Consider the following 13,453-nt stretch of genomic DNA (forward strand, 5'->3'; position numbering starts at 1 on the left):
TTCAAAGGTTCGCCTCGTAGCCTTGCGGTCCGTGCGCAAGATCGCGCGATCTATCCCCGGAGGTCCGCGTGCCGATTGTCGACATCGTGTTGATCGTGGTTTTAGTGATCGCGCTTTTCGCCGGCGTCTCGCGCGGTTTCACGGGGAGCATTGGCCTCTTCGCGGGGCTGGCCGCTGGTGCCGCGATTGCTTACTGGGCTGCCCCGCTCATCAACGCAAGCTGGCCGTGGGCGGAGTGGGCGCTGCTGGTGAGCGTGTTGTCGGCACTGCTGATCTTGACCCTCGGGGCATCGATCGGCGCGTCCATCGGTGCTGCTGTGCGCCGCGGCGTCGACCGAACCCCGCTTCGGGCGATTGACCGACTGTTGGGCGCAGCGACGGGTGTGATCGTCACCTCGCTTGTGATCTCGTTGGCGGCGACAAGCGTGATAGCCGCGGGTGTGCCGGTGTTGTCAACCGCGCTGTCATCATCGACGGTGGTGCGCACGATCGACCAGTTGACGCCGGAGCCGGTGGACCGTGCGCTTGCTGAAGTGCGCTCGATGGTCATCGACGAGGGGCTTCCGCAACTCGGCGAACTGCTCGAAGTCACACCGCAAATCGCAATGCCCGCCGTCGATCTCGACGATCCAGAACTTGCCTCGGCGGCCGCATCAGTTGCGCGCGTCTCGGGAACAGCTTTCGCTTGTGGACGTAGCTCGACGGGCAGCGGCTTCGTCATTGCAGAGAATCTCGTCGTCACCAACGCACACGTGGTCGCGGGCGTCGACCAACCCCACGTGGAACTGCCCGGGCAAGCATCCCGAGAAGGCCGCATCGTCTACTTTGATGCGATCGATGACCTCGCGGTGATCGCGGTTGACGACCTCGATGCGACCCCACTGCAGATTTCCCCCGTGCTCGAAGCCGGAGCCGCCGCCGTCGTGCAGGGCTATCCGCTCGGTGGCCCCTTCACCATGGTGAGTGCATCAGTGCTATCGACCGGAACGGTTCCTATTCCCGACATCTACGACGAGAGCTCAACTCCGCGCGAAATCTACGCTCTCGAAGCCGTGGTGCGCCCTGGCAACTCGGGTGGGCCGCTGCTGACCGGCGATGGTGAGGTCGCGGGCGTCGTGTTCGCTCGAGCCGAAGCCGACGACAATCTGGGTTACGCGATGACCACCGCAGAACTGATGCCCGTAATCGCACAGAGTGACACCCTCACGCAGACCGTTTCGTCAGGAGCCTGCACGTGAGCTGACCTGCGCTGTACGCGCAAGTGGGGTGGGATGCCGCAGCATCCCACCCCACTTTTGTCTGAGGACTACTCAGCAGGAATAACCAGACCGTTGTAGTTCTCGATGATCCATTCCTGTGTCTCGGTCGAGGTCAGGAGTTCATAGAGGGTGACGATGCGGGGGTCATCGATCAGTTCACCACGGGTAGCGAGAATGTTGAAGTACGGGCTATCGGTCGATTCCGTAAGGATCTGCAGGTCTCCGCTGAGTCCAGCAGCCGCCGCGAAGCTGAAGTTGACGATGGCGGCGTCTTGCTGCTGCAACGCGGTGGGCAGGCTCGCGGCATCGATCTCGGTGAATTCGAAGCCGCGGGGGTTCGCCGTGATGTCGGCGACAGTGGTGGGTGCTTCCGTGGTCTCAACGAGTCCCGCGTCAGCGAGCAACAGGAGAGCACGTGACTCGTTGCTGGCGTCGTTGGGCAGCGCAATCTCAGCGCCGTCAGGCAGGTCGTCGATCGAGTCGACAGTCTCGGAGTAAAGGGCGAGTGGTGGCAGGTACACCTCACCGACAGAAACAAGGTCGTCGCCCGAGTCGGTGACGAACAGGTCGAGGAACGGTGCGTGCTGAAAGAGGTTCGCGTCGGTTGCGCCCTGTGCGAGTGCAGGATTCGGGGTGTTGTAGTCGCTGAACTCGGTGATTTCGAGGTCAAGGCCCGCTTCTTCGGCGAGGTTGTCTTGCACGAATGCCAGGATCTCGCCGGCAGGTACGGCGGTTGCGCCGACGACGAGAGTGCCGAGGTCTTCTTCGGGCGCAGCCTCGGAGTCGTCGGATGTGCTGGCGCACGCAGTAAGGGCGAGCGAGACGGCTGCGACGCCGATAATCGCACTGGTGAGGCGAGTGGAGAGAGACATGTTTTCCTTTCGATGAAGCGAGATGAGCGCGCCGCAGTGCGACTCGCCAAAGTAAATGGCTAGACGGTCGGAGCCGCTGCCGATTTCTTGTTGCGACCAGAGCGGGAGCGCTCATGGTCGATGCGCCGCGCGATGAAGCTGCCGGTGGACTGCAGCACCTGCACCATGATGAGAAGGACAATGACCACGGCAACGATGTACTCGGTGCTGTATCGCTGATAGCCGTAGCGGATCGCGAGGTCACCGAGCCCGCCCGCGCCGATGACGCCGGCGATCGCCGAGAAATTGATAATCGACACCACGGTGGTGGTGAAGCCCAGCACAATTGACGGCAGTGCTTCGGGAACGAGCACCTTGCTGAGGATCTGCCAGCGAGTGGCTCCGAGCGCTTCGGCAGCCTCCACCTTTCCAGGGGATACCTCGCGCACGGCGATCTCAACGATCCGCGCGAAGAACGGAATGGCGGCGACGCTCAGGGGCACGATCGCTGCTGTCGATCCGAACGAAGTGCCGATCAGCACATAGGTCACGGGAATCAGCGCGATCATCAGAATCACGAACGGGACGGAACGGGTGATGTTTACGACGATCGCCACGATGACATTGATCGTGCGCCCTAGTCCGCGGCTACCGAACGGCGCCTGCAGGATGCCGCCGCGGTCGGTAGCGACGAGAACCACACCGACGGCAAGGCCGACGATGAACGTCACGATCATGGTGACGACCACCATGTAGAGGGTTTCCCACGTCGCTTTCGCGAGGTTCTCCAACAAGTCAGTCCAGAACCCGGGATCAGCGGAATCGATCATGCTCGGCTCACCTCCTCGACCACGAGGCCTTGTGCTCGCAGGTCTGCCAGCACCGCAGCGGTGTCAGCTGCGGCCGGAATTTCAAGTCGGGTACGGCCGGTTTGAACTCCGTTGATCGTCTCGATTGCCGCACCGAGAAGGCCAACGTCAGCGGTGTGATGACGCGCGAGACGCGTGATGACCGGTTCGTTCGCTGACAGACCGGTGAACGTCACATCGACCACAGTGCCGTTGCCCACAGCGGGAATGTCGCCGAGCGGAAAAAGCTGCCGAGCGATGATCGATCCGGGGGTACGCAGCAATTCGTGCAGTCGGCCCGTCTCCACGACGCGTCCATGTTCCATGAGCGCTGCCGACGAACACACGCCTTTGACGACGTCCATCTCGTGGGTGATCAGCAACACGGTCAGCCCCAGCTCCCGATTGAGGGTGCGCAGCAGATCCAGAATGCTCAGCGTGGTTTCGGGGTCTAGAGCACTGGTTGCTTCGTCAGAGAGCAACACGCGCGGGTTGGTTGCGAGGGCTCGAGCGATTCCGACGCGCTGCTTCTGCCCGCCGGAGAGCTCCGATGGGTAGGCGTCTGCTTTGTCTCCCAGTCCCACCAGATCGAGAATCTCGCCCACCCGCGTTGCTCGTTCCCGGCGCGAAACACCCTGCGCTTCGAGCGCGAGCGAGACGTTTCCCGCCGCGGTGCGGCGCGAAAGCAGGTTGAAGTGCTGAAAGATCATGCCGATGTCATGGCGAGCATCGCGCAACGCTTCGCCCGACAGATCGGTGATCAGGCGGCCAGCAACCTCGACGGTGCCGGAGTCTGGCTTCTCAAGCCCGTTGAGAGTGCGGATGAGCGTGCTCTTCCCCGCACCACTGGTGCCGACAACGCCGAAGATCTCGCCCCCGGGCACGGTAAGCGACACGTCATCGAGGGCGCGCACGCCGGAGAACGTCTTATAGAGGTGAGTAGTTGTAATCATCGCAAGCACGACGAAACGCACCACCGGGCGGTGACGCGCACCGCCATCGGTGAGGGAGAGTCCAGATTGACCGATGCGTGGTGGTTCATCGCAATCGTGTTACATCGTGTGACCTCAGGGCAGCTTCGGGAGCCGAGCATTCGGTGCTAGGGCACATCTGCAATGAATTGCGCCGCACGAGCGATATGCTGATCGAACACGTCAATATCGGCCAATGACCCGGGCGGGAGAGCCTCGACAGCAATCGTGTCGGGCACCGAAGGAGCAAGCCTCCCCGCCAATCTCTCAGGTACGCGTACCGTCCTGGTCGGCCAACTCTGGAAAAGGCTCGACATCGTCGATCCTGCCGAAGGTGAAAGCTGTCGTATCCGCCCATTCGGGGCTGCGAAGGCGAAACTCTCAGGCCAATGACAGAGGGGGAGTTCCCTAGGGTGCATTCGTGCGCCTGCCCGAACCGACCGGGAGAACTCATGACCGACCCCCGCACGACCGTTCTGCACCAACGCCACGAAGCTCTGGGCGCGTCATTCACTGACTTCGGTGGGTGGCTGATGCCCGTTCGCTATAGCTCAGATCTTGCTGAGCATCACGCCGTACGCACCGGTGCGGGCCTGTTTGACATCTCACATATGGCGGAGTTCCTCGTCGAAGGCTCCGCCGCAGGTGCCTATCTCGACTATGCACTCGCTGGCACGTTCACCACGATGCCCATTTGGAAAGCGAAGTACAGCCTGCTGCTCGAGCGCAGTGGCGGCATCATCGATGACGTCATTGTCTATCGCCTTGCCGACGAGCGCTATTTGATCATCGCGAACGCAGGCAATCGCGCGGCTGTTTCGGCCGCGCTAGTCGAGCGTTCGCAGTCGATGGATGCTGAAGTGACTGACGTCACCGACGACTACGCGTTGATCGCTGTGCAGGGGCCCGTCGCACGCGCGGTGCTCGAAGCGACCGGCTCGATCACCGATCTGGGCAAGCCACTCGACGAGCTGAAGTACTACGCCGCCGTCGATGCACGCTTTGATTCAGCACCGTTGCTGATCGCACGCACCGGCTACACCGGTGAAGACGGCTTTGAGCTGCTGATTCCTGTCGGCAACGCTGTTGACCTTTGGGATGCACTCGCGGCAGCGGGCGCGGAGCTGGGCCTTACGCCCGCTGGTCTCGCATCGCGCGATACGCTGCGCCTCGAAGCGGGCATGCCTCTCTATGGCCATGAACTCTCGCTCGACATCGTTCCGGCGCAGGCGGGACTGGGGCGGGTCGTTGCCAGCGAGAAGAGTGACTTCGTCGGGCGCGAGGGGCTGTCGACTAAAGGCACCGTTGATGCTCCTGTGCTCGTGGGCCTGGTGAGCGACGGCCGCCGCGCAGGTCGCGCCGGCTATGCCGTGTTCGATGTCGCGGAGGACGGTGAAGCCATCGGCGAGATCACTAGCGGTGCGCTCAGCCCCACGCTTGGACACCCGATCGCTATGGCCCTTGTCTCACCGTCGGCAAGCGATGCTGGCACCACACTCTTCATCGATGTGCGGGGAACCCGCATTCCCGCCACCGTTACCGCCTTGCCGTTCTATCGGCGCAGCAACTGATCACCCTCACCGGAGAAAACCATGACTGACCTCAACTCACTCAAGTACACCGCCGAGCACGAGTGGATCGCCTTCGACGGCGAGACAGCCACCGTGGGCATTACTGACTTCGCTGCTGACAAACTCGGCGACGTCGTCTTCGTGGAACTGCCCGCAGTCGGCGACACCGTCACTGCAGGTGACGTCTGCGGCGAGATCGAATCCACCAAGTCGGTCGGTGAGCTTTACGCACCGCTGACCGGTGAGGTTGTTGCAATCAACGACACCGCCGTTGATGACCCGTCGCTCGTGAACTCCGATGCATTCGGCGCGGGATGGCTTATCAAGATTTCCACCGATGCAGCGGCCGTTGACGCGTTGCTGAACCGCGACGCGTACGTCGCACTTACCGGCGGCGACGAATGACTGGTGGTTTCGCCGAGCGCCACATTGGTCTCGACACCGCGGCGCAGCGCACTATGCTCGACGCTCTTGGATACGCAGATGTGGAAGCGTTGCTGACCACGGCAGTGCCGGCATCCATTCATGTGCAGCCGCAACCGACCAGCGACATCCCACCGGCCGCTACGGAGGCTGAGGCGTTGGCGGAGTTGCGCGTTCTCGCGTCGCAGAACCGTGTCGCCCGGCCGATGATCGGCCTAGGCTACTACGACACCTTCACCCCGTCTGTGATCGCGCGGAATGTGCTGGAGAACCCGTCGTGGTACACCGCCTACACGCCGTATCAGCCTGAGATCTCTCAGGGGCGCCTCGAAGCGCTTATCAACTTTCAGACCATGGTCACCGACCTCACGGGGTTGACCACGGCCAACGCGTCGATGCTCGATGAATCGACCGCGGTGGTTGAGGGCATGCTTGTCGCCCGGCGCGCGTCGAAATCGCGCTCGAACGTCTTCGTGATGGATGCTGATACTCTTCCGCAGACCAAGGCTGTGATCGGTCACCGTGCCGAGGCGCTCGGTATCGAGCTTCGCTATGCAGAACTTGCGCATGCGAACGATGCTGGCGCGGCGATCGGCGAAGACATTTTTGGTGCGTTCGTGCAGTATCCGGGAGCATCCGGACACATCTGGGACCCCAGCGATGTCGTGACCGCGGTGCACGCACAGGGCGGCATCGTCGTGGCGGCGGCCGATCTGCTGGCGCTGACGCTGTTGCGCTCGCCCGGATCGTTTGGCGCAGATGTTGCTGTCGGCACCACGCAGCGTTTCGGAGTGCCAATGGGATTCGGCGGTCCGCATGCCGGCTATATGGCGGTACGCGCCGGACTTGAACGGCAGCTGCCAGGTCGGCTCGTGGGCGTGTCACAGGACGCGGCGGGTCAGCCGGCCTACCGGCTTTCGCTGCAGACGCGCGAGCAGCACATTCGTCGTGAAAAGGCGACGAGCAACATCTGCACGGCCCAGGTACTTCTCGCCGTTATGGCGTCAATGTACGCGGTCTACCACGGGCCCGCCGGCCTGCGCGAGATCGCGACTGACGTCGCTCGGAAGGCTGAAGCGCTCGCTGAGCGACTGCGATCTTATGGGCTCCCGCTCGTGAGCGATTCCTTCTTCGACACGATCCGCGTTGTCACGCCCGGCCCCGCTTCGCGTGTGATCGAACGTGCCCGGTCGAAGGGGTATCAACTATACGAAGTAGACGAAGCGACGGTCGCCGTGTCCGTCGATGAGACGACGACTGCTGATGACCTCGCGTCGGTTGCGTGGGCGTTCGGGTTGCCAGAGTCTGAAGAGCTTCAGGTGCCCTTCGCAAACTCCGACGCAATCGCAGCCGTGCCGGTTGAGCTCAACCGGGTAGAGGAGTTCTTGACACACCCCGTGTTCAACACGCACCACTCTGAAACGGCGATGATGCGCTATCTCAAGCTGCTGGCTGATCGCGACTACGCGCTCGACCGTGGCATGATTCCCCTCGGCTCGTGCACTATGAAGCTGAATGCGGCAACGGAGATGGCGGCGGTGTCGTGGCCGGAATTCTCTCGTGTGCACCCCTTCGCGCCGGAAGCTGATGTGCGCGGCTATCTCGTCATGATCGAACAGCTTGAGCGGTGGCTCGCCGAGGTGACTGGCTATGACGCTGTGTCGTTGCAGCCGAATGCAGGTTCGCAGGGCGAGTTGGCGGGGCTGCTGGCGATTCGTGGATACCACCACGCCAACGGTGACGCCGAGCGCATTGTGTGCCTCATTCCCTCCTCAGCGCATGGCACGAATGCCGCTTCTGCGGTGCTCGCTGGCATGAAGGTCGTCGTCGTGGCGTGCGACGAAGCCGGAAACGTCGACCTCGATGACCTGCGTGCCAAGATCAGCACGCATGCCGAGCAGCTATCCGCGCTGATGATCACGTACCCGTCGACGCACGGCGTGTACGAACACGACGTGCTCGAAATCACCCAAGCCGTGCACGATGCAGGCGGGCAGGTGTATGTCGACGGTGCGAACCTCAACGCGCTGCTGGGCTACGCACGCTTCGGCGACCTCGGTGGCGATGTATCGCATCTCAATCTGCACAAGACCTTCGCGATTCCGCACGGGGGTGGCGGACCCGGTGTCGGTCCAGTCGCGGCAAAGGCCCATCTCGCGCCGTATCTGCCAGGTCACGAAATGCAGCAGCGTGAAGATCATGCCGGCGGCGTGTTTGCCGGCGGCGCGGTTGCTGGCGCGCCCCACGGATCTGCCAGCATCCTGCCGATTTCCTGGGCCTACGTGCGCATGATGGGAGCTGAAGGCTTGCGGGACGCAACCGCAGCGGCGGTCCTCTCGGCGAATTACATCGCATATCGCCTGCGCGATCACTACCCGGTGCTCTACACGGGTGAGGGTGGACTTGTCGCGCACGAGTGCATTCTCGATCTGCGCCCGCTCAAGGAAAGCACCGGGATCACCGTCGACGATGTGGCTAAACGGCTCGTAGACTACGGCTTTCACTCGCCGACGATGTCGTTCCCGGTTGCCGGAACGCTCATGGTCGAGCCGACAGAGTCAGAAGACCTCGGCGAGATCGATCGATTCATCGAAGCGATGATCGCGATCAAGGCGGAAGCTGACCGTGTTGCGGCTGGGGAGTGGCCCGCGAATGACAACCCGCTGGTGAATGCTCCGCACACCGCACAGTCGATCGTGACCGACGAATGGGCTCACCCGTACTCACGTGAGATTGCGGTTTATCCGGTGCCGACGCTCGTGCGCAACAAGTACTGGGTGCCGGTCAGGCGCATCGACCAGGCGCACGGCGACCGCAACTTGGTGTGCTCGTGCCCGCCCATCGAGGCCTTCGCGTAACCCCGCATAACGACGAGAGGTGGGATGTTACGGCATCTCACCTCTTCGTTTTGAGAGGCGTGCGAGTTTTCCGCTACGACGTCGCGCTGGGAGTGGGGCTCGGCGACACCACGGAAACTGTGCCGAACAGGGCCGGCCAGAGCGCTACAGCCAGCGGATAGCCCACGAAAGCCACGATGTCGATCAGTGTGTGAGCGATGACGAGCGGCATCACTCGTCCCCAGCGCTTGTAACACCAACCGAACACCACACCCATTGCGAAGTTGCCGATGATCGGACCTATGCCCTGATAGGCGTGGTACGCACCCCGCAACGCGGCCGTCGTGAAGATGATGCTCCACCACCCCCATCCCAGTCGTCGCAGTCTGTCGAACAGGTAGCCGATGAAGATCACTTCTTCGGTGAGGCCAGCGCGAAGCGCCGCGAGAATCAGCAGCGGAACTGTCCACCAGGCGGCGTCAAGTGGTGCCGCCTGCACTTCTACAGTGATTCCGAGCACACGCCCAACGGCATAGAGCGCGAGACCCGGGATGCCGATCGCTGCGCCGAGCAAGAGCGCCCTGGCGAAGTCTCCTCCGAATCGGCGAAAGTCCAGGCCCATGCGGCGCAGCGCATTTCCTCCGGGTTCCCACATGAGAAACACCACGAGAGCCACCAACGACAGACCGAAGAAGATCGACAGCAACTGGTAGAGCACATCCCAGAATGCTGCGACGTCTCGCGATGCGTTGAGTTGGGTCTGCTGTTCACCGATGGGCGTGGGGCGTAACAATGCCCGCACGAGCGAAAGCACTGAGTAGATCGCGGACTGCCCGACCGTGATGGCGAGCACGATACCGACCTCCCAGCGCTGGTGCACTCGGGCGCCGTGCGTCAGGGGGTGCGGATCTAGCAGATTCCGGGGGAGTGAAGTATTCACGTTGTCAGATTGTCATACGCTCGTCGCTTTGAGTTAAGGATATGTAACGGTTTGCGATTCTGCTTTGTTCGTATCGCCAAGGGTGCTTATCGTGTCCGTGACCGTGTCCAGTGCTGCCACAGGCTGGGCACTTAACCCTTGCACAGGAGGAAATGTGAAGATCGCACGCTTGACGGCGGGCGTGGGGATCGTTGCAGTCGGAGCACTTACGCTCGCTGGCTGCGGCAACCCCTACGAGTCTGAAGTCGTAGAAGGCACGGAGATCACGGTTGCGTACAACTCGGGATTCTTCCACTTCAACGACGACAGCGGTGCCGGAAACAACACGGCCAACGGCAATGTCAAATACATGACGGACACGTCATTCGGGTACTACAACAACACCCCCGAGTACGTTCACAACACCGACTTCGGTTCGTACGAGCAGACTTCGGACGACCCGCTGACGGTCGAGTACACCATCACGGCAGACGCAGTGTGGTCGGACGGCGTGGCAATCGACGAGGCCGACATGCTTTTGCAGTGGGCTGCGATGTCGGGCAACGTCACTGACGCATTCGCCCCTGCGGCGACCACGGGCTACAACCTCGTCACCACCACCCCTGAGACCGGGGACAAGAGCATCACGCTCGTCTACGACGAGCCTTACGTGGACTGGGAGCTCGTTGGCCCGCTCGGCGTGTCAGCACACGGCACCTACGCACTCGCCTTCCCGGACGAGTACGCAGATGTGCAGTCTGCCTACGACGAGGGCGACATGGACGCCTACCAGGAAGCAGCGGCAACGTTCGCTGAAGACGCCAAGCAGAAGGTCGTCGACGCCATCACCAGTGGCGACGAAGAGGTTCTCGCAGCTCTTGGTGAGGCATGGAACACTGGCTACGGTTACACCACGCTTCCCGAAAGCCCCGCAGCGGCGCTGACGAGCGGTGCGTACATCATCGACGACATCGTCGAAGACCAGTACATCACCGTGGCAGCCAACCCGCTCTACACCTGGGGTCCGTCGCCCAAGTTCGAAAAGATCACGATCCGTACGATCGCTGACGCGACGACCGCTCTGCAGGCACTTGAGTCGGGCGAGCTCGACATCTGGACCGGCCAGCCGACGTCCGACATCCTGGAGCTCGCGAACGAAATCGCGACCGCCGATGTTCAGACCGCGGTGCAGGCTTCGCACGAGCACGTCGACCTCACGGTCAACAACGGCGGCCCGTTCGACCCCGCCACCTATGACGGCGACGAGGCGACCGCTCTTGCAGTGCGCACCGCGTTCCTCAAGACGATCCCGCGCCAGGAGATCGTCGACAAGATCATCGCGCCGCTTCAGGCTGACGCAGAGGTTCGCAACACGCACCTCGTCAGCCCGTCTGACCCCGAGCGCTACCCGCTCCTGTCGGACACCAACGGCTCGGCTGACTACGCCGACGTCGACATCGAGGGCGCCAAGGCGCTTCTCGCCGATGCTGGCATCGAGGGCACCGTCGAGGTCGGCTTCTGGTACCCCGAGGGCAACGTGCGTCGTGGCCAGGAGTACGAACTGATCGCATCGTCGGCAGCACTTGCTGGCTTCGAACTGGTCGATCAGAGCGAGCCTGACTGGCTCTTCACCGACCCGGCTTCGGTTCCGGTCAACAACCACGACGCGGTGATCTTCGCGTGGTCGCAGACCAGCCTCGCAGTTGGTGGATCTGACCAGATCTACGCATGCTACGAAGACCCGCTCGCCAAGGGCGGAAACTACAACGGTTACTGCAACGAAGAGGTTACCGACCTCCTCAACCAGCTGAACGTAACCGCTGACTACGACGAGCAGACCGCTCTTCTCGAGCAGACTGAAGCCGCTATTTGGGCTGACTCGGTGTCGATTCCGATCTTCCAGTTCCCGGGTCTGCTCGTTTCGAGCGACAAGGTGACCGGTGTCGAATCGATGCCACTGAGCCCGGACTACTTCTGGAACTTCTGGGAGTGGGCACCGGCTGAGGACTCCGAGTAGACATCGGTTGACCTCAAGGGAGAGCGGGCATCATGCCCGCTCTCCCGAGTCGACGACTCAATGACTGTGGGCGCCGCGGGGACCCCCGGCGCCCACAGTCGCGTCACCACGCAAACGCACCCCGTATGCCCGTTGACGTAGTAGCTTGAGCAGACCGCTCGCGAATGGAACAAACCCATGAGTAAACTCACAACCTCGCACGGAGGTCGGCAGTGCTGACGTACATCCTGAGGCGGCTGGGAGCGACCGTATTGGTCCTGCTCGTCGCCTCGTTCATCGTGTACACATTGACGGCCATCACGGCTGATCCCCTCGCGGATCTAAAGGGATCAAGCGCACCGAACCGTGACGAGCTCATCGCGTTCCGCACCGAGCAGCTCCGCCTAGATCTCGCCATTCCGCTCCGCTACTTCGTCTGGCTCGGCGGCGCGGCCAAGTGCCTCGTGCCGGGTGTTCTCGAGTGCGATCTCGGCGCGGCATTCAGCCGCAGCTATCAGCCGGTCACCGACGCACTCGGCTCGGCTGCTGCATCCACAATTCAGCTGGTCACCGCGGCGACTATTGTCGCCATTCTCTTCGGTCTCACCATCGGAATCCTGACGGCTCTTCGCCAGTACAGCGGTTTCGACTACACCGTGACCTTCCTCACGTTCATCGTCTACTCGCTCCCCATTTTCTGGGTCGCGGTGCTCCTCAAGGAGTACGGCGCGATTCGCTTCAACGAGTTTTTGAGCGATCCCGTGATCACATGGCCAGCAATTCTGATCACCGGCGCCGTCTGGGGCCTGATCGTGATGAGCATCATCGGCGGCAATGCGAAAAAGCGCCTCGTCTCGTTTGGAGGCGCGTTCATCGCAACGGCAGGCCTCTTGTGGCTCCTTGGCGTCATGGACTGGTTCTCACGCCCCCAGATCACGATCGTCGGTGTGATCATCACCGGAGTCGCGGCAGCCGTGGGAATCACGGCGCTTTCGACCGGACTCGCGAACAAGCGCGCGCTGTATTCATCGTTGATCGTTGTCGCGATCTGGGTAGCGCTTTACGTGCCGCTTCAGTACCTGTTCTTCTACGTTCCGACGGGCTGGATGCTCCTGGGCCTCGCCGTTGCCGCGATCGGACTCGGTATCGGAATCGGCGCGCTTATCGGCGGTGATGGCCGCAAAGAGGCGGCGCGCACGGCTGCCATCGTCAGTTTCATCACTTTCTTTGTCATTGTGATCGACCGAGTGATGCTCGTATATCCGGACTACGTCGATCGGATTCCGCAGAGCGGCGTGATTGCGACCATCGGCGCACAGACGCCGGGTCTGCAAGGCGACATGTGGTTTGAAATTCTTGACGGCTTTGCCCACTTGGTCTTGCCGACCATTGCGCTCGCGCTGGTCTCGATCGCCGCGTACACCCGCTACGCACGCTCCAGCCTGCTCGAGGTGATGAACCAGGACTACGTGCGCACAGCGCGAGCCAAGGGGCTCACCGAGCGCACCGTCATCATGCGCCACTCGATGAGAAACGCTCTCATTCCGATTGCGACGATCATCGCGTTCGACATCGGAGCACTGATCGGCGGTGCAGTGATCACCGAGACGATCTTCGCCTGGAAGGGAATGGGCGCGCTTTTCGTCGACGGACTCAATGCGGGCGACGTGAACCTCGTGATGGGCTTCTTCGTCGTCACGGGAATTCTCGCGGTGGTCTTCAACCTGATCGCCGATCTGCTCTACTCCGCTCTTGACCCCCGGATTCGGGTGAACTGA

General features: G+C 62.1%; 10 protein-coding genes and 1 riboswitch. Of the genes, 6 read left to right on the forward strand and 4 right to left on the reverse strand.

Going from position 1 to position 13,453, the window contains the following annotated elements; translation table 11 throughout:
- The first annotated feature begins 68 nt into the window (after positions 1–68).
- Entirely contained in the window at positions 69–1,238 is a 1,170-nt protein-coding gene (locus AB0O81_RS00680; RefSeq protein ID WP_363580213.1) for a MarP family serine protease, read from the forward strand.
- A gap of 68 nt (positions 1,239–1,306) precedes the next feature.
- Here AB0O81_RS00680 and AB0O81_RS00685 read toward each other — a convergent pair whose 3' ends face one another.
- Genes AB0O81_RS00685 through AB0O81_RS00695 form a run of 3 tightly spaced genes read right to left on the reverse strand, consistent with a single transcriptional unit; the run spans position 1,307 to position 3,911 of the window.
- The gene (locus AB0O81_RS00685; protein WP_363580215.1) at positions 1,307–2,131 is read right to left on the reverse strand and encodes a MetQ/NlpA family ABC transporter substrate-binding protein; all 825 of its coding nucleotides are present in this window, start codon (positions 2,129–2,131) and stop codon (positions 1,307–1,309) included.
- 59 nt (positions 2,132–2,190) lie between these two features.
- Positions 2,191–2,940 (reverse strand): methionine ABC transporter permease, encoded by a 750-nt coding sequence (locus AB0O81_RS00690; protein WP_363580217.1) that lies wholly within the window; start codon positions 2,938–2,940, stop codon positions 2,191–2,193.
- Complete coding sequence (locus AB0O81_RS00695; protein WP_363580219.1) at positions 2,937–3,911, reverse strand: ATP-binding cassette domain-containing protein; 975 nt, start codon at positions 3,909–3,911, stop codon at positions 2,937–2,939. The genes AB0O81_RS00690 and AB0O81_RS00695 overlap by 4 nt, the downstream gene beginning before the upstream one ends.
- A 214-nt stretch (positions 3,912–4,125) precedes the next feature.
- Positions 4,126–4,222, forward strand: a riboswitch (glycine riboswitch).
- Positions 4,223–4,381: 159 nt separating this feature from the next.
- On the opposite strand from AB0O81_RS00695, the gene gcvT reads away from it, so the two are divergent.
- The 3 genes from gcvT to gcvP are packed head-to-tail and all read left to right on the forward strand — an operon-like array spanning position 4,382 to position 8,781.
- Positions 4,382–5,500 carry a glycine cleavage system aminomethyltransferase GcvT gene (gene gcvT / locus AB0O81_RS00700; RefSeq protein WP_363580221.1) on the forward strand — a complete coding sequence of 373 codons (1,119 nt, stop codon included), beginning with the start codon at positions 4,382–4,384 and terminating at the stop codon, positions 5,498–5,500.
- Positions 5,501–5,521: 21 nt separating this feature from the next.
- Positions 5,522–5,905, forward strand: a complete 384-nt coding sequence (gene gcvH, locus AB0O81_RS00705; RefSeq protein WP_363580223.1) for a glycine cleavage system protein GcvH — start codon at positions 5,522–5,524, stop codon at positions 5,903–5,905.
- Positions 5,902–8,781: an aminomethyl-transferring glycine dehydrogenase gene (gene gcvP / locus AB0O81_RS00710; RefSeq protein ID WP_363580225.1), complete on the forward strand. Its 2,880-nt coding sequence runs from the start codon at positions 5,902–5,904 to the stop codon at positions 8,779–8,781. Before gcvH ends, gcvP begins: the two co-directional genes overlap by 4 nt.
- A 73-nt stretch (positions 8,782–8,854) precedes the next feature.
- Here the strand turns inward: gcvP and AB0O81_RS00715 are convergent, their stop codons facing one another.
- A complete protein-coding gene (locus tag AB0O81_RS00715) occupies positions 8,855–9,676 on the reverse strand; it encodes a CPBP family intramembrane glutamic endopeptidase (RefSeq protein WP_363580863.1) in 822 nt (273 codons plus the stop codon).
- A 178-nt stretch (positions 9,677–9,854) separates the two neighbouring features.
- Here AB0O81_RS00715 and AB0O81_RS00720 point away from each other — a divergent pair, with 178 nt between their 5' ends.
- Together AB0O81_RS00720 and AB0O81_RS00725 are read left to right on the forward strand one after the other, a co-directional pair.
- A complete protein-coding gene (locus AB0O81_RS00720; protein WP_363580227.1) occupies positions 9,855–11,696 on the forward strand; it encodes an ABC transporter family substrate-binding protein in 1,842 nt (613 codons plus the stop codon).
- Between the two features lie 212 nt (positions 11,697–11,908).
- Positions 11,909–13,453 carry an ABC transporter permease gene (locus AB0O81_RS00725; RefSeq protein ID WP_363580229.1) on the forward strand — a complete coding sequence of 515 codons (1,545 nt, stop codon included), beginning with the start codon at positions 11,909–11,911 and terminating at the stop codon, positions 13,451–13,453.

Source organism: Microbacterium sp. NPDC076911, assembly GCF_040687125.1.
GTDB lineage: Bacteria > Actinomycetota > Actinomycetes > Actinomycetales > Microbacteriaceae > Microbacterium.